This is a genomic window from Rathayibacter rathayi (assembly GCF_004011095.1).
In the GTDB taxonomy this organism is placed as follows: domain Bacteria; phylum Actinomycetota; class Actinomycetes; order Actinomycetales; family Microbacteriaceae; genus Rathayibacter; species Rathayibacter rathayi.
Window position 1 is genome coordinate 1,513,973 of the sequence record NZ_CP028129.1, and the last position, 15,941, is coordinate 1,529,913.

Sequence of the window (15,941 nt, forward strand, 5' to 3'; positions counted from 1 at the left end):
ACCTCCCGCCGGACTCCGAGTGCCCGCGGGCACGACCGTCTGCGGCGCTGACGCCGCGCGGAGCCTGGCACTCCGCAACTCTGAGTGCCAATCATAACCGGGCGAGGGACGAGGAGTCGGGGTTGCGCAGGGATCGGCCGGGACCGGCCCTTATCGCGGCCTGTGGAGGAGCATCCTCGTTCCGGCCCCAGCAGAGGCCGCGCTTCCCGGTGCGCACACCGCCTCCGCGTGTCACGATGGACGCCGAGCGCTCGGGGTCGCCCGGCGCTGATGTCAGGAACGGAGACCATCATGTCGGCCACCCCTCCCCCGCCCCCCGCCTACGGCACCCCGGCTGCACAGCTGAACCCGGCGGACGAGAAGACCTGGGCAGTCCTCACGCATGTGATCGGCATCTTCTTCAGCTTCCTGCCCTCGCTGATCGTCTTCCTGGTCTTCAAGGGCCGCGGAGCGTTCCTCGAGGCGCACGCGAAGTCGGCGCTGAACTTTCACCTCACCATGCTGATCGCGTACGTGGCCGGGACCATCCTGTCCTTCGTGCTGGTCGGCTTCATCGTGTTCATCGTGGTGCCGATCCTGGTGATCGTGTTCGCGATCATCGCCTCAGTGCGGGCCAGCGCTGGCGAGTACTACACGTACCCGCTCAGCATCCCGTTCTTCACCTAGCGGCGGGTCCGGGGCGGCCTCAGCCGTCGGTGAGGCGGCGCACCACCGCGTCGGCCAGCAGCCGGCCACGCAACGTCAGCACCACACGTCCCTGCAGCGCGGCCCGGCCGTCGATCAGGCCATCGGCGATGAGACTCGCCACTTCGCTCCGCCGCTCCGCGTGGATCGAAGCGATCGGCAGGCCGTCGGCCAAACGCGATCGCAGCAGCACGTCCTCCAACCGCCGCGTCCTCACGTCGAGCGTCTCGCGCCCGGCAGCCGGCGAAGCGCCCGTGTTCAACCGGTCGGCGTAGGCCGCGGGGTGCTTCACGTTCCACCAGCGCACGCCACCGACATGGCTGTGGGCACCCGGTCCGACCCCCCACCAGTCGTGGCCCAGCCAGTAGGAGAGGTTGTGCCGCGAGCGGTGCGCGTCCTCCCTCGCCCAATTGCTGACCTCGTACCAGGAGTAGCCCGCCGCGGCCAGGCGCGCGTCCGCGAGCTCGTACATGTCGGCGGTCAGGTCGTCGTCCGGAGTCGCGACCTCGCCGCGGCGGATCTGCCGGGCGAGCTTCGTGCCGTCCTCCACGATCAGCGCGTACGCCGAGAGGTGGTCGGGCCGGTTAGCCAGGGCGGAGTCCAGCGAGCGCTCCCAGTCGGCGAGCGATTCTCCCGGCGTGCCGTAGATGAGGTCGAGACTGACCTGCAGGCCCGCCTCCCGCGCCCACTCGACGACGAGCGGCACCCGCTCCGGGTCGTGAGTGCGCTCGAGGGTAGCGAGCACATGCGGGACGGCCGACTGCATCCCGAAGCTCACCCGCGTGAAGCCGGCCTCGGCCAGCGCCCGGAGGTACCCGGCGTCGACGGAGTCGGGGTTCGCCTCTGTCGTGATCTCGGCGTCCGGCGCGACACCGAAGTGGGCTCGCAGCCCGTCCAGCATCCGCACCAGGTCTCCCGCGGGCAGGAGCGTGGGCGTCCCGCCGCCGAAGAAGACGGTGCGGGCCGAGCGGCGGGGCAGGCCTGCGCGCGCGAGCACTCCGGCGCCCAGGGCCATCTCGGTGATCGCCTCGTCGGCGTAGTCCTGCTGCTTCGCCCCGCGCAGCTCGGTCGCGGTGTAGGTGTTGAAGTCGCAGTAGCCGCAGCGGACCCGGCAGAACGGCACATGCACATACAGACCGAGGTCGCGCTCCTCGGCGCCGTCGGCGACGGATGCGGGCAGACCGCCGTCCAGCGGTGCGGGATCCGCGATCGGGAGGGCGCTCCCCACGTCAGCTGACGCGCGCCGGGAGCAGGGCGCGCAGGTACTTCGCGACCTGGCGCTTCTGCACGGCGCGCAACACGGGTGCACCCAGGCGGTAGAGGCGGGTGGAGGGGCGCGAGAAGACGCGGATAACGAGCCAGACGGAGTCGTCGGCGCGCTTTTCGACGACGAACGACTCCTCGCCGCTCTCGGGGTGGCCCTCGAGGGTGCCGTAGGCGAAGCCGACCTGGTCGGGCTCATCGACGACGTAGACGACGCGGACCGGGGCATCGAAGACCCGGCCGAGGAGCCTCACGCGTAGCACGGCGGTCACGCCGGCGGTGATGTAGGGGGTGCCGTCGGGGGCGAAGTGCTCCTCCGTCGGACGGCTGACCAGGTCGATCGGCGTGCCCGCGGAGTCGAAGTTAACGCCGGTGTACTGCACACCGCTGCCGCTGGTGATGTCGGTCACTTCGATGCCGCTGCCGCGCTGCACGCCCCAGGTCATAAGAGAGGCGGTGGTGATCGCGAAGCGCTCGTCCCCCGAGCCCAGGCGCGCCTCGAAGCGCTCCGCGGTGAAGCCGTCCGGCGGGTACTCCAGCAGATCCGGCGCGAGGGTGCCGCCGACGGCCGCGTAGGTGACCTGCGGCTGGCCCTCGAAGTTGGAGCGGCGGATGCTCACGTCCCGACCTTCTTCCCGGACTCCTCGAGCGCGGCGCGCGCGGACGCCGCGTGCCGGGTGGTGCTGTCCATCCGACCCAGCGTATCCGACCGTTCGGGCCGACCCTCCTCGTGCTGCGGAACGGCTCAGCTGCAGGGAGCGAGCTTCGCGACGGCGACCGAGAGGGTGCCGGGGCCGCCGAGGAGGACGACGCGCGTCGCTCCGCCGGCCTTGATGTCGTTCAGCACGCAGGTCGGCGGCACGGCGAACAGGGGGCTGTTCGCGTAGCCGGCGGCCGTCGCTCCGGAGAGAGCGTCGGGGAAGTTCTCGCCGGTCGCCAGGAACACCGTCTTGGCCGTGCGGAAGGCCGCGCGGTTCAGCTGCTCGGAGGTGTCGTAGCGGTCGGTGCCGCCGAGGCGGATCAGGTTGCGGTTTCTCGGCGTAGCCCGCGAGGTCCGCTGCGAGCGCGTCGCCGACGCTGAGGGCGGAGCCGACCACGACACTCCGCTTGGGCTTGAGGCGGGTCAGCTCGTCGCGGACAACCTGACTCATCGAGTCGCGGTCGACCAGCAGCAGCGGGCCGCCCTGCTTGGCCGCGGCCGGTCCGGCGCTGAGCGCGTCGGGGAAGTTCGAGCCGGTCGCGATGTAGACGACCGGGACGCCCGGGGTGAAGATCGCTTTCGACACCTCGACGGCCGTGCCCTGGCGGTCGGTGCCCGCGAGACGCGTGACGGTCGGACCTGCGCCCGAGGTGGGCGTCGGAGTCGGAGTGGTGCTCGACGCCCTTGCTCAGGCCGCTCACCTGAACGGACGGGGCCCCGAGCGGCGAGGTGTCGCCGAAGGTGAGGTAGCGGTCGTAGAACTCCTGCGGCGGCTTCACCGCGATGGAGGCGCCGCCGTTCAGAACCTGCGTCGGGGCGCGCAGGTCCGCGCTGTCCTCAGTGCCGACCGTGGCGCGAAGGCCCGTGAGATCGAAGAAGCCGGGGACGCCGGAGTCGAGGACGATCACGTCGCCCGTGCCCGCTTCCGTGACCGTGCCGCCGCCAGCCCAGAAGCTGCCGCCCAGGGTGCGGTCGCTGGTGGTCGGCGCCGACAGGTCGAGGTCCGCCTCGGCGGATCCGCTCGGAGCGGCGACGGTGAGGAACGCGGCGAGGTCGAGGATGAAGCCGGTCCGGTCGACACCGGTCGGGGCGTAGGCGTCGGCCGCCGGATCCTCGTAACCGGTGAGGTTCAGCGAGGGCGACGTGCCGCCGAAGGAGTCGACGGTGCGCGCCAGCGAGATGTCGATGGAGTTGGTGGCGGGGTCGGCCGGCACGCTGGAGTCGGGCAGCTCGACGGTCAGTGTGGTCGCGTCGCCGGGAACGGGCAACGGCGTACCGGCGCCGAACCGGTCGGAGTCCGACCAGACGTACGGTGCCGGTGAGACCTCGACCACCCGGTGGGCGGCGGAGGCGGACCCCGCCGCGACCAGCGATCCCGCAGCGACGGCCGCGACGCTCGCGAGCGCCGCCCCCGCTCTGATCCAGTGCTTCCTCGTCTTCCTGGACACCACGCTCGCAGACACCGCGGACTTCCACCCTTCGTCATGGTGGAGGACCGATCGTCGACGCTGCAGCCCCCGAGCGGATCGGTGACGATCCGCGGCCGCATCCAGCGGTCCGAAAGCTATCGGTCGCCGATCCGGCGCCGCAATCCCCTGCCGACACGATGTCTCAGACGGGGGGGCACGGGGCTGCGCTACTTCTTGTCCTTGGTCTCGACGTCGCCCGAGAGCGCGGCGATGAACGCCTCCTGGGGGACCTCGACGCGGCCGACCATCTTCATCCGCTTCTTGCCCTCCTTCTGCTTCTCGAGGAGCTTGCGCTTGCGGGTGATGTCGCCGCCGTAGCACTTGGCCAGGACGTCCTTGCGCATCGCGCTGATCGACTCGCGCGCGATGATCCGGGCGCCGATCGCGGCCTGGATCGGCACCTCGAACTGCTGCCGCGGAATGAGCTTGCGCAGGCGCCCCGTCATCAGGACTCCGTAGGCGTAGGCCTTCTCGCGGTGCACGATCGCGCTGAACGCGTCAACCTGCTCGCCCTGGAGCAGAATGTCGACCTTCACCAGGTCGGCCTCCTGCGAGCCGGCGGGCTCGTAGTCGAGCGAGGCGTAGCCGGCGGTCTTCGACTTGAGGTTGTCGAAGAAGTCGAAGACGATCTCGCCGAGGGGCATGTGGTAACGGATCTCGACCCGGTCCTCGCCCAGGTATTCCATGCCGATCAGCGTGCCGCGACGGCTCTGGCAGAGCTCCATGATCGTGCCGACGTAGTCCTTCGGCGCGAGGATCGCAGCCTTGACGATCGGCTCCGTGACGGCCGCGATCTTGCCGACCGGGAACTCGCTGGGGTTGGTGACGGTGACGGTCTTCTTATCCTCCGTCGTGACCTCGTAGATCACCGAGGGTGCGGTGGTGATGAGGTCGAGACCGAATTCGCGCTGTAGACGCTCGGTGATGATCTCGAGGTGCAAAAGACCGAGGAAGCCGCAGCGGAAACCGAAGCCGAGCGCCACCGAGGTCTCGGGCTCGTACACGAGCGCCGCGTCCGAGAGCTTGAGCTTGTCGAGGGCCTCGCGCAGATCCGGGTAGTCACTGCCGTCGATCGGATACAGGCCCGAGAAGACCATCGGCAGCGGCTCGGTGTAACCGGGCAATGCCTGCGTCGCGGGCTTGGAGGCTGTGGTGACGGTGTCGCCGACCTTCGACTGGCGGACGTCCTTCACTCCGGTGATCAGGTAGCCGACCTCGCCGACCGCGAGCCCCTTGGTCGCCACCGGCTCGGGGCTGGACACGCCAATCTCGAGGATCTCGTGGGTCGCGCGCGTCGACATCATCTGGATCTTCTCGCGCGGTGAGAGCTTGCCGTCGATCATCCGCACGTAGGTGACCACGCCGCGGTAGGCGTCGTACACGGAGTCGAAGATCATGGCGCGCGCGGGGGCATCGGCATCGCCGACGGGCGGCGGAATGAGCTCGGTGACACGGTCCAGGAGCGCCTCGACACCCGCGCCGGTCTTGCCGGACACGCGGAGCACGTCGTCGGGGTCGCCGCCGATGAGGCTCGCGAGTTCCTTTGCGTACTTCTCCGGGTCGGCCGCTGGCAGGTCGATCTTGTTCAGGACCGGGATGATCGTGAGATCGTTCTCGAGCGCGAGATACAGGTTCGCGAGCGTCTGCGCCTCGATGCCCTGCGCGGCGTCGACCAGGAGGATCGCGCCCTCGCAGGCGGCGAGCGAACGGCTGACCTCGTAGGAGAAGTCGACGTGCCCCGGAGTGTCGATCATGTTCAGGGCGAAGGTGCGGCCGCCGCGCTCCCACGGCATCCGCACGGCTTGCGACTTGATCGTGATGCCGCGCTCGCGCTCGATGTCCATGCGGTCGAGGTACTGCGCGCGCATCGCCCGGTCCTCGACGACCCCCGTGATGCCCAGCATGCGATCGGCGAGAGTGGACTTTCCGTGGTCGATGTGGGCGATGATGCAGAAGTTGCGAAGGGACGCCGGATCGGTCGCGGCGGGCTCGAGCCCGGAGTGTGCACGTGGAGACATCGTGCGACCAGTGTCCCATGCCGGGCGACGGGGCCGGGACCGGGCGCTCGCGCTGCGCGATGCGGGCGATGGCCGGCGGTTGAAGGGTGGCGGCGGGTGCGCTAAAGTTCCTTGTTGGCTTGCGCTCCCCCTCCGGACACCCGGCAGGCGTGGAGTGATCAGAAGCCGGCGACCTCCAGTCGCACCGCAGGGCGTTCAGACGCCCGCGGAAGGGGCACTCCGTCGAGTAGCCGGCTGCACACACGCACATCCGAGAAGAAGGTAATCCACCGTGGCAAATATCAAGTCGCAGATCAAGCGTAACCTCACCAACAAGAAGGCGAACGAGCGCAATAAGGCCGTGAAGAGCGAGCTGAAGACCGCTATCCGCTCGGTCCACACCGCGATCGCCGCCGGCGACACCGAGAAGGCCGGTACCGCCCTCGCCTTCGCCGCCAAGAAGCTCGACAAGGCCGCCAGCAAGGGCGTCATCCACAAGAACCAGGCCGCGAACCGCAAGTCCGCCATCGCGAAGCAGGTCGCGGCACTGTAGTACTGCGGCGCTGCACTACTGCGCGTCTGTACTACTGCGGCGCTACTACTGCGGCGCTGCGCTACTGCGCGTCTGTACTGCTGCGCCTCTGTAAGGGTCCGGCCGATGGTCGGGCCCTTCGTCGTTTCCGCTCGGGAGGACGGCGACTCCTCCGATCACCGCGCACGTCGGCGGGGCGGATACTCGCTCGGGTCGAGCACGCGGACTCGGAGCGGCTCGAACATCGGCCCGATCTCGTGCAGGGCGACGGTGTCGATCGGAGTCTGCTCGCCGCCGACCCGGGCGAGCGCCCCCGGCCGACCCGCGAGGTCGAGATCGTGCAGATGCAGGCGGGGCGCGGGCGGCAGACCGCCCGCCGTGCGCAGCACCACGGGCGGTCCATCGGCCGGGCCCAGCAGGAGCTTCTCCGGCGACGCGCGCAGGCCCACCCCGACCGCCTTCAGTACCGCCTCCCGACGGACCCAGTCGCGATGCAGCGCCGCCTCGCTCCAGCCCGTGGCGGGGCCTCGGCGCTCGGCAGGTACCCGGGCAGCGCGTCGACGGCCGAGCCGACGCTGTCCTCGACGTCGATCCCCACGTCGCCCTCCCGCCAGCGCGCCACCGCAACGATGCCGCCCGAGTGCGAGATCGAGAACGAGCCGGGCAGTCCGCGGAGCCAGGGACGGCCCTCCTCGCGATGCCCGCGGGGGCGGACGCCGATCTCGACGAGAGACTGCGCGACTCCGGCCTCGCGTGCAGCGACGGCCCGCACCAGGATTCGACCGGTCGCGAAAGCGGCCGCGTCCTGCGGTCTGTGGAAGCGCTCGAGCCGGGCGCGCTCGGCCGCGTCGAGCCAGGCCGTCCCCGGGTGCTGCCGCGGCACCGGCCGGCAGGCGACGACGATCACGAGCGGCGGCCGAGTGCGGCGAGCGGCTCCGCCAGGCCGACGTCGACCGTGTCGGGCACAGTGACGGCGGCGCGGCTCCACTCGACGAAGGAGCGCGGGGACGCGACGATCTGCACCAGCGCCATAACGCACCTTTCTCGAGGGACGACAAGGGGGGCGGCTCGGTCACGGTGCGGTGGCCAGCTTCATGCTCCTGGGTGAGGGAGCCTATCCTCACCCGGCGGGGGCTGTTGCAGCAGGGGCCGTACGGAGACGGGAGGTAGTGCGGGAGCGGGTTCAGAGACCGCGCGCGGAGACGACCGAGACCATGCGCTCGAGGGCGTAGACGGGGTCGCGCGTGGCGCCCTTCACGTTGGCGTCAGCGTCGGCGACGGTGAGGATCGCGGCACCCAGACCCTCGCCTGTCCAGCCCTGGAGGTCGCGGCGGGCCCGGTCCACCTGCCAGGGGGCGAGCCCCAGGCGGGAGGCGACCTGGCCGGAGCCCTCGCGGGTGCCGGCGACCTTCGCCATCGTGCGGAGCTTGCTCGCGAACGCGGCGACGATCGGCACCGGATCGGCACCGGAGGCGAGGGCGTGGCGGAGGCCGAGCAGCGCCTCCCCGTGCCGCCCCGCGATGGCGGAGTCGGCGACGGTGAACGCCGTCGTCTCGACCCGGCCGCCGTAGTACTTCGCGACGGTCGCCTCGGTGATCTCGCCGGACGCATCCGAGAGCAGCTGTTGGCACGCCGAGGCGAGTTCGTCGAGGTCGTCGGAGAAGGCCGAGACGAGGGCGCGGACGGCGCCGGTCGTCGCAGTGCGGCCGGCGGTGCGGAACTCGGCGATCGCGAAATCGACTTTGTCACTCTCGCGCTTGAGCTCAGCGCAGACGATCTCGATGCCGCCGCCCGTACCCGACCGGACCGCGTCGAGCAGCTTCTTGCCGCGATTACCGCCGCCGTGGCGCAGCACGAGGGTGGCGCCGTCGGCGGGGGCGCCGAGGTAGTCGAGCGTCTCGAGGAGGAACGCGTCGGTGCACTTCTCGACATTCGAGACGCGGATGAGGCGGGGCTCGTCGAAGAGGGATGGACTCGCGAACGTGAGCAGCTCGCCCGGTGCGTAGCCACCGGCGTCGATGTCGCTGACCTCCAGGCTCGGATCCTCGGCACGCAGGAACTCGCGGAGGAAGCGCACGGCGCGATCGGCGAGGAACTGTTCCGGCCCGGTGATCAGCACGATCGGCGCAGGCCGCGTCTGATTCCAGGAGAGCTGTGGGATCGCCGCCTTGGAGGGCGCTGCCTTCGCGCGTGCCGGGGCCCTGCCTGCCATGCCGTCATCCCTTCGTGCCGCGCCGTTCGAGCGCCCTCCACCCTACGGCCCACCTCCGACACCACCGTGCGGCTCTTCCTTACCGCCTGAACGGGCAGCTCTCGCCGCGGTACACTTGCGCCCGAGAGCCCATTTCAGAAGCGCCCGAAGGAGCACCACTATGCCGTCGAGACTCGCTTACGTCACAATCTCGGGGTTTCGCTCGATTAGCGACCTGCGCCTGGACCTCATCACGCCAGTGACCTTACTCATCGGCGCCAACGGAGCGGGTAAGAGCAACATCGTCGACGCCTTTGAACTCTTAGGATTTACCGTCGACCGCGCCCTACAAGAGTACGTCCTGCTCAACGGCGGGTTCTCGAACATCACCCACGCTTCGAAGAGGAGTTCATTGCAGACTCCGGTACTCGAGGCGTGGGGCGCTTGGACCGAGGGCGACCGGAAAGGCTACCGAAATGGGTACAAAATGACCCTGAGCCAGGGCCGAGACGATCGCGCAATACTGCAGGAGTCCACGTACACGCACAACGCCGAGTACGCGAAACCTTACGACAACGACCTCGGCTACAGTACCGAATCTCAATTGAAGGAGATCGCTTCTCGCCATCTCGCCAATCAGTACCTTCTCGACATCCTTTCAGGGTGCAGAGTCTTTCACTTCGATGACACCGGGCTGACCGCCCCTTCACTGCGCCGCGCGGACATCGCGGATAGCGAGACGCTCCACAGCGACGCGAGCAATGTGGCGGCCGTGTTGTTCGATATGAAGCTGAACAGACGAGATCTGTACGACCGCGTAGTCCGGACGATCCAGAACGTTGCTCCGTTCTTCGAGGACTTCGTCCTTCGGGAGGAAGCTGGAAGCACCATTTTGCGTTGGAAGGAGTTCGGGCTCGACTCGGTTTTCTCCGGCAACGCTCTGAGTTCGGGGACGCTCCGCTTCATCTGCCTCACTGTCCTGATTCAGCAGCCTCGATCCCCCTCGACGATCGTTCTGGATGAGCCCGAGCTCGGCCTTCATCCTTCGGCGATCTTTCAGCTCGCGGATGTGTTCCGCAGTATCGGCGATGACCAAAGAATAGTCGCCGCTACCCAATCAGTCACTCTCCTCAGCCAGTTCGGAGTCGCAGATGTCGCTATCGTCGAACGCCAGCAGGGGTCGACGGTGGTTTCTCGTCCGGACAGGTCGGAGCTCGATGCCTGGTTGACCGATTACTCCGTCGGAGAATTGTGGGAGATGAATCTTTTGGGCGGAAGACCGCAGGCTACTTCCCCGAGATTCGTGGACGCGGCTCGTGACTAAGCGTGTGGTCATCGTCGTGGAGGGCCAGACAGAAGAAGCTTTCGTGAACGAGGTACTGCAGCCTCACCTGGGTTACGATGCCGTTTCATTGACTCCGATAGTCGTTCACACCTCACGTAGCGCCGACGGACATGCTCACCGAGGTGGCGGATCGTGGCAGCACTACCAGAACCATCTTCGGCGCCTTCTTCAGCAACCGCACTGGGATCTGGTCACCACCATGATTGATTTCTACGGCTACCCTGACGACGCTCCGTGGTGCTCATGCACATCGCTGCATGACCAGCCTACCTGCGCAGAATCCCGTGAGACTGGCATGCGTGATGCGTTCGCATACAACCCGAGGTTCCTCCCCTTCATCTCCCTGCACGAATTCGAGACATTGATCATCGCCGCAGGATCTCAGAAGAGCAGCATTCTGGGAGATGCCGATGCTCCCGCGAAGTTCCGTCACATGCTGAACAGTGTCGAGGGGAACGCGGAGGCACTCAACAATGGTCCCTTGACAGCGCCCTCGAAGAGAGTCCTGGCCGCGCTTCCCGACTATCGGAAAGTCCGCGACGGGGTTGCCGTTCTCGAGGGGGATCTCGGTCCTGCGCTCGACCACGCCCCACGGTTCCACGACTGGGTAGATCTGCTCGCCGGCGCGGGCGCCTGACGTCGCGCTCGAGCGCACGTCGATGTGCACGAGCCGTCGCCGCTGCCGCCCCACTCGACCAGACCGCGATCCCGTCGCTGCGGGACGCAAGGACGACCGTGCCCTCGGCATCCGTCCTCAGCGCTTCGACGCCGCGCTCGGCGAGCAGGGCAAGCAGCGACGGGTTCGGGTGCCCGTAGTCGTTGTCCGCCCCGACCGAGATCAACCCGACGCCCGCGCCGAGGGCGTCGTAGAGCGCGGGCGCCTGGTCGGCCGAGCCGTGGTGCGCGACCTTCACCACGTCGACCCGGCCGACTGGGAGTCGGGAGACGCGGCCCTGCTCCTCCGCCCCGAGGTCGCCCAGCAGAGCGACGGAGAGCGGGCCTCCCCGGGCGTCGGCGCCGATGTCGACCCGCAGCATCACGCTCGTTTCGTTCCCGCGCAGCGCACTCCCCCGCTCCGGCCACTCCACCCGCCACCGGAGGGAGCCGAGCGCGCCGCTGTCGCCGCGGGCTGCCTCCTGCAGGGTCGCTCCCGCCCGCGAGAGTGCCGACCGCTCCCGCTCGTCGTCGCGGCCGGCGGCGGGCCCGACCAGCGCGGCGTCGATCCGGCTGAGGGCCACCTCCAGCCCGCCGACGTGGTCGAGGTCGTAATGGGTGAGCACGAGCAGCGACACCCGGTCCACTCCCATCAGGCGGAGGCAGGCGTCCAGCGGTGCGGGTTCGGGCCCGGTGTCGACAAGCAGCACGCCCGCGTCACCGCGGAGGAGGATCGCGTCACCCTGGCCGACGTCGCACATCGCGACGCGCCAGTCATCGGGCACCGAGGCGGCGCGGAGGAGCGGAGTGGCGGCGGTGCTGCCGCCGGCCGCTGCGAGCGCGCAGGCGAGCGCGACCGCGGTGATCCTCCGCAGCCGCGCGAGCCTCGGCGATCGGGTGATCAGCACGAGCGCGAGAACGGTGACCACGGTCAGCGCGAGCGCCCCGGCGGCGCCCGACCACCAGGCGATCCGCGGGGCGGGCCAGGAGGCGACCGCACGGGCGATCGAAGCGATCCACCAGGCGGGCACTGCCGCGAGGCGGATTGCGAGGTCGGCGCCTCCCGGCCACCACGGCGCGAGCAGGCAGCCGATCAGGCCGAGACCGGTCGCAGCGGGTGCCGCCGGCTCGGCGAGCAGATTCGCGAGCACCCCGTAGACCGGCACCGACGGATCCACGAGCACCAGAACCGGCTGGCAGGCGAGCTGCGCGGCGGTCGGCACCGCGAGCAGGAGGGCGAGCGGTCGCGGCAGCACCCGGCCGAGCGCGGTGGCGATCGGCTCCGCCAGCAGCAGGAGCCCCGCGGTGGCGAGCACGGAGAGGACGAAGCCGAGCCTGCCTGCAATCGTCGGATCAGCGACCACGAGCACGACGACGCTCGCCAGCAGCGCCGGTACCGCCGCTCCGGAGCGCCGTCCGAGCCGGGCGAGGAGGACCACCGTCGCCATCACCGCGGCCCGCACCACGCTCGGCTCGGGGGTTACCAGGACGACGAAGGCCACGAGCAGGGCCAGGGCGGCGACCGTCCGGAGGCGGCGCCCGACTCCGAGAAGCGCCGCGATCATCCAGCCCGCGAGCACCACGACCGCGCAGTTGGCACCCGAGACGGCGGTCAGGTGGGTGAGCGAGGCGGTGCGCATCGCCTCCTCGAGCCCCGCGTCGAGCGCGGAGGTGTCGCCGGTCGCGAGCCCCGGCAGCAGCCCCGCGACGTCACCACCGATGCGATCCGCTCGCTCGAGGAAGCGCGAGCGGAGAAGGTCCGCCACCGCGCCCGCGCCCTCCGGTCCGCGCCGCTCCACGATCCTCGAGGCGGTGAGCAGAGTCGCCTCGCCGACGGCCCCCTCTCGGGGCCCCGCGCGCGCGTCGAGCACCAGCTCGGAGGCGACCGGGAGGCGCCCGCCCGGTTCGGCGAGCAGGACCCGGACCGGAGCCGACATCGCCTCGTCGCCGACCCGCAGCGCAGTCGCCTCGAACCAGACCCCGCCGGTGCGCAGAGGTCGTGCTCCCGTGTCGACGCGGACCGTGACGACCCTCTCGGTGCGATCCTCGACCGCCGAGCGGAGGGCTTGCGGATGGTCGCCGGGCGCGGAGATGACGACGGAAGTCATGGCCAGGGCGGCACCCGCCGCCGCGACAAGCACGACTCCCGGTAGAGCACGAACGCGGTCGCGGCGAAGCAGGAGCAAGCCGGCCGCCGCGCCGACGAGCGCCCATGCCGCAGCGCACGCAGCACCTCCCCCATCGAGCACCACCGCCACTGGTAGCAGGCCCGCCGACCACGCGGCCGCCCAACTCGTCACCGCGACCGGCAACAATCGTAGGTCCGACGCCCGCACGCCCCTCACGGCGCGACCTGATCGCGGAAGGCGGCGAGGGTCTTCTCGCCGATCCCGGGCACCTCGAGCAGCTGGTCGACCGAGGTGAACGGCCCATTCTCCTCCCGATAGGCGACGATCTTCGCGGCCGTCGAGGGACCGATCTCGGGCAGATCCTCGAGCTGCGCCGCGCTCGCCGCGCTCAGGCTCAGAACCGACCCCGCAGCGGAGGCCCCCGGCGCCCCGCCGGACGTCACCGGCGCCGCGCCCACCGCCGGCACCACGATCTGCTCGCCGTCGACGAGCTTGCGCGCCAGATTCACCGCCGCCCGCTCCGCCGACCCGCCGAACCCGCCCGCCGCGGCGACCGCATCCGCCACCCGCGCCCCGGGTGACAGCAGGTACAGCCCGGGCGTCGCGACCTCACCGGCGACGTGCACGTACAGCGACTCGACCGCCGTGGCGGGCGCACTCGCCGCCACCGCCGGCTCCAGGACCCGCTCGCGCCCTCCCGCGCGCGCACCCGCGAGCAGAACCGCAACGACCGCTGCTCCGACGACGAGCACCACTGCCGCCCCAGCACCGATCCGCCAGCGGGGCCGGGAGCGTCGTGGCCGCAGCAGCGCCGTCAGCTGCTCGTCGTCCGTTCCGGTGCTGTCTGACATGCGACGACGGTAGGACGCCGGTCACTGTCCCCGAGGACAGCAGGCGCCGGTCAGTGGAGAACTAGCCGATGAGCCCGTTGTGGAGGAGTCTCGACCCCTCTCCGTCCGGTCGGACGTGAGCACTGTTCTCAGGGGCGTCGACGCTCGTCCCATTGCCTCCGCAAGGCGACGACACCGTAGACGAACACGATCATGAGTGCATCGAGTCCCAGAACGAAGATCCACGAAGACGCATTCTCGGCATCCGACCCCCTCGCCAGCGCCGAGATCTGAACCGGAATGACGATCATGACGATCAGCCAGGGAACCCAGGATGTCTTTCTGTGATTTTTCATTCGCGACACTGGTCCTCGAGAGTCAGAAGGTAGATGCGGAAGTCCTGGCTGTCAGGACAGACGCCATGCGCAGCCACGATGGAGGCGATGGTGACTCCGATACCGCCAGCCACCACACAACCCATGCCGCCGCTCTCGGGGCCGAGGGCCGCACAGATCGCCGCCGCCAGCCCGCCTGCGGCAGCCCCCGCGCCCGCGGCCTGCTCCGAGGAGTCGAGGTCGATATAGGGAAAAGGATCGGCCCCTGTCGACATCTTCGTCTGCGTATTGCTCACATCGCGCCCGCCCTGATCGCCCGGCATCAGCGGTCGGCCAGCGGTGTCGTACACGACCACCACGTCACCGCCTCGAAAACGAAAGGCAACACGTGAACCCTCAGCCACCGATGTAACGGAGCGGGGTGAGGATCCGCTCTTCAATTCTTCAGCAAGGCGGGTCATCTGGTCCCGACTCAGCGCTCGCGCCGAGGACACTTCCGCTGGTGATCGCGACGCCGGATCCTTTGGGAGGAGCGTCATCGCAGAGGCGGGACAAGCTGCGCTGATCACCAAAGTGGCGGCGGCGATCACGGCTCCCGTTCGCTCTGTCCACTGTTGATAGTCACGATTCATGAAAGCTCCCGTGTCTGCATAGTAGTCGCAGACTACAGGCTCTGGTCACGCATGTGCACTGAGACAATACTCATCATCGACAGGATCTCTCTCATTCGCTCGAAGAGAATCTTCCCGAGGTACAGCAACCCGGTTAGTTAGTGACGCCACTATTCAGACATGATGAGCGTTATTCATAAAGTCTGATCTGCGCGTGTCGCTCGAAAGGCATCAGCCCCTCGTGCGAGAGAATAAAAGTTATCACACTTCACTGCGGCTTATGCAAAATCCGGTTGATCGAGGTGAAATCGTGCGTGTCTGTCACGGGTAACACCGGCTGATCCGCTTCGATTGAAGGGCAACTTCCAACAGACGCTCTTCACGAAGGAACCAGCCGGTGCACATGCAGACTACTACGGGAATGACGGCCGAGCACTACGCGATCCTCGTCGAACGGATGGAGAACGAATTTCTGTGGCAGCGGCGGCGAGGACGGCCACGCAGACTCTCGCTCGCTGGGGCATTGCAGGTCACTCTTCTTTACTATCGCCACAACGTCACCGAGCAGTTAATAGCCGATCTCGTCGGCGTCGATCAGTCGACCGTTTCGCGAACGATCGCGTTGGTTGAAGCGATGCTTAACGTCGTGACGGACGACGAACAGCCGGACGTCGAGGTGGCGCTCGGTGAGACGACGGCCGTCATCGACGGTATTCTCCTGCCGTGCTGGTCCTGGTCGGACGCGCCAGAACTGTACTCCGGGAAACACACGACCACGGGGCACAACTGTCAGGTCCTGGCCGATCTCTCCGGTCGGTTGATCCACATCTCGGATCCCATTCCCGGCAAGCACCACGATACTCACGCATTCCGAGAAACCCGCTTAGCCAACACCCTCATCCTCTCCAACACGCTGGCCGACAAAGGCTACGAAGGCACCGGAATGGTCATACCAATAAAGAAGAGGCCAAGCGAAGAACATCTGCCAAATTACGCCAAACACCACAATCGCTTCGTGAACACCCACCGATACGTGATCGAGAGAACAATAGCCAACATTGAGACCTGGCGGATATTCCACACCGACTACAGGCGACCACTGCGCACCTTCCGAGACGCCTTCAACGCCGTCCGCGGGCTCATCTTCTTCACGCAACAAAAAACCAATTTTACATAAGCCTCAATGAGCGTTATTCATAAG

16 protein-coding genes and 2 pseudogenes are annotated in these 15,941 nt (G+C 68.4%); 5 read left to right on the forward strand and 13 right to left on the reverse strand.

Annotated features, from left to right (window positions below; translation table 11 throughout):
* Positions 1-291: 291 nt before the first annotated feature.
* The gene (locus C1O28_RS07415) at positions 292-666 is read left to right on the forward strand and encodes a DUF4870 domain-containing protein (RefSeq protein WP_097165716.1); all 375 of its coding nucleotides are present in this window, start codon (positions 292-294) and stop codon (positions 664-666) included.
* Positions 667-685: 19 nt separating this feature from the next.
* Here the strand turns inward: C1O28_RS07415 and hemW are convergent, their stop codons facing one another.
* The 5 genes and pseudogenes from hemW to lepA form a co-directional block, all read right to left on the reverse strand.
* Entirely contained in the window at positions 686-1,912 is a 1,227-nt protein-coding gene (gene hemW, locus C1O28_RS07420; RefSeq protein ID WP_097165715.1) for a radical SAM family heme chaperone HemW, read from the reverse strand.
* Between the two features lies 1 nt (position 1,913).
* Complete coding sequence (locus C1O28_RS15630; protein ID WP_243392016.1) at positions 1,914-2,567, reverse strand: DUF1990 family protein; 654 nt, start codon at positions 2,565-2,567, stop codon at positions 1,914-1,916.
* A gap of 125 nt (positions 2,568-2,692) precedes the next feature.
* Positions 2,693-3,049 (reverse strand): cell wall-binding repeat-containing protein, encoded by a 357-nt coding sequence (locus tag C1O28_RS15635; protein WP_202129397.1) that lies wholly within the window; start codon positions 3,047-3,049, stop codon positions 2,693-2,695.
* A 25-nt stretch (positions 3,050-3,074) separates the two neighbouring features.
* Positions 3,075-3,233, reverse strand: a pseudogene (locus C1O28_RS16060) (cell wall-binding repeat-containing protein); the annotation flags it as partial.
* 1,050 nt (positions 3,234-4,283) lie between these two features.
* Entirely contained in the window at positions 4,284-6,134 is a 1,851-nt protein-coding gene (gene lepA, locus C1O28_RS07435) for a translation elongation factor 4 (RefSeq protein WP_097165712.1), read from the reverse strand.
* Positions 6,135-6,405: 271 nt separating this feature from the next.
* Between lepA and rpsT the strand changes: the two genes are divergently transcribed.
* Positions 6,406-6,666, forward strand: coding sequence for a 30S ribosomal protein S20 (gene rpsT, locus C1O28_RS07440; RefSeq protein ID WP_097165711.1), 261 nt, complete (start codon positions 6,406-6,408; stop codon positions 6,664-6,666).
* A 155-nt stretch (positions 6,667-6,821) separates the two neighbouring features.
* Here the strand turns inward: rpsT and C1O28_RS07445 are convergent, their stop codons facing one another.
* From C1O28_RS07445 to holA, 4 genes are all read right to left on the reverse strand, one after another.
* A complete protein-coding gene (locus C1O28_RS07445; RefSeq protein ID WP_127821468.1) occupies positions 6,822-7,094 on the reverse strand; it encodes a hypothetical protein in 273 nt (90 codons plus the stop codon).
* Between the two features lie 11 nt (positions 7,095-7,105).
* Positions 7,106-7,528 (reverse strand): 4'-phosphopantetheinyl transferase family protein, encoded by a 423-nt coding sequence (locus C1O28_RS07450; protein ID WP_127821469.1) that lies wholly within the window; start codon positions 7,526-7,528, stop codon positions 7,106-7,108.
* A 20-nt stretch (positions 7,529-7,548) separates the two neighbouring features.
* Entirely contained in the window at positions 7,549-7,677 is a 129-nt protein-coding gene (locus tag C1O28_RS15845; protein ID WP_258058642.1) for a hypothetical protein, read from the reverse strand.
* Positions 7,678-7,828: 151 nt separating this feature from the next.
* Positions 7,829-8,857 (reverse strand): DNA polymerase III subunit delta, encoded by a 1,029-nt coding sequence (gene holA / locus C1O28_RS07455; RefSeq protein ID WP_097165709.1) that lies wholly within the window; start codon positions 8,855-8,857, stop codon positions 7,829-7,831.
* 160 nt (positions 8,858-9,017) lie between these two features.
* On the opposite strand from holA, the gene C1O28_RS07460 reads away from it, so the two are divergent.
* Both C1O28_RS07460 and C1O28_RS16065 read left to right on the forward strand, forming a co-directional pair.
* A complete protein-coding gene (locus tag C1O28_RS07460; protein WP_160487509.1) occupies positions 9,018-10,160 on the forward strand; it encodes an AAA family ATPase in 1,143 nt (380 codons plus the stop codon).
* Between the two features lie 43 nt (positions 10,161-10,203).
* The gene (locus tag C1O28_RS16065; protein WP_419866647.1) at positions 10,204-10,818 is read left to right on the forward strand and encodes a DUF4276 family protein; all 615 of its coding nucleotides are present in this window, start codon (positions 10,204-10,206) and stop codon (positions 10,816-10,818) included.
* 568 nt (positions 10,819-11,386) lie between these two features.
* Here the strand turns inward: C1O28_RS16065 and C1O28_RS16070 are convergent.
* The 4 genes and pseudogenes from C1O28_RS16070 to C1O28_RS07480 form a co-directional block, all read right to left on the reverse strand.
* A pseudogene (locus C1O28_RS16070) lies at positions 11,387-12,943 on the reverse strand (ComEC/Rec2 family competence protein); the annotation flags it as partial.
* A 233-nt stretch (positions 12,944-13,176) separates the two neighbouring features.
* A complete protein-coding gene (locus C1O28_RS07475) occupies positions 13,177-13,815 on the reverse strand; it encodes a ComEA family DNA-binding protein (RefSeq protein ID WP_097165705.1) in 639 nt (212 codons plus the stop codon).
* A gap of 128 nt (positions 13,816-13,943) precedes the next feature.
* Positions 13,944-14,105, reverse strand: coding sequence for a hypothetical protein (locus C1O28_RS15085; RefSeq protein ID WP_160487511.1), 162 nt, complete (start codon positions 14,103-14,105; stop codon positions 13,944-13,946).
* A gap of 41 nt (positions 14,106-14,146) precedes the next feature.
* Positions 14,147-14,488 (reverse strand): hypothetical protein, encoded by a 342-nt coding sequence (locus C1O28_RS07480; RefSeq protein WP_097165703.1) that lies wholly within the window; start codon positions 14,486-14,488, stop codon positions 14,147-14,149.
* Positions 14,489-15,143: 655 nt separating this feature from the next.
* On the opposite strand from C1O28_RS07480, the gene C1O28_RS07485 reads away from it, so the two are divergent.
* The gene (locus C1O28_RS07485; RefSeq protein ID WP_127821471.1) at positions 15,144-15,917 is read left to right on the forward strand and encodes a transposase family protein; all 774 of its coding nucleotides are present in this window, start codon (positions 15,144-15,146) and stop codon (positions 15,915-15,917) included.
* Positions 15,918-15,941 lie beyond the last annotated feature (24 nt).

Bases quoted from the DNA above. Each gene is read 5' to 3' on its own strand.
- C1O28_RS07415 (WP_097165716.1), top strand. From the start codon at position 292: ATGTCGGCCACCCCTCCCCCGCCCCCCGCCTACGGCACCCCGGCTGCA.
- lepA (WP_097165712.1), bottom strand. From the start codon at position 6,134: ATGTCTCCACGTGCACACTCCGGGCTCGAGCCCGCCGCGACCGATCCG.
- C1O28_RS15845 (WP_258058642.1), bottom strand. From the start codon at position 7,677: ATGGCGCTGGTGCAGATCGTCGCGTCCCCGCGCTCCTTCGTCGAGTGG.
- holA (WP_097165709.1), bottom strand. From the start codon at position 8,857: ATGGCAGGCAGGGCCCCGGCACGCGCGAAGGCAGCGCCCTCCAAGGCG.
- C1O28_RS07460 (WP_160487509.1), top strand. From the start codon at position 9,018: ATGCCGTCGAGACTCGCTTACGTCACAATCTCGGGGTTTCGCTCGATT.
- C1O28_RS07475 (WP_097165705.1), bottom strand. From the start codon at position 13,815: ATGTCAGACAGCACCGGAACGGACGACGAGCAGCTGACGGCGCTGCTG.
- C1O28_RS15085 (WP_160487511.1), bottom strand. From the start codon at position 14,105: ATGATCGTCATTCCGGTTCAGATCTCGGCGCTGGCGAGGGGGTCGGAT.
- C1O28_RS07485 (WP_127821471.1), top strand. From the start codon at position 15,144: ATGCAGACTACTACGGGAATGACGGCCGAGCACTACGCGATCCTCGTC.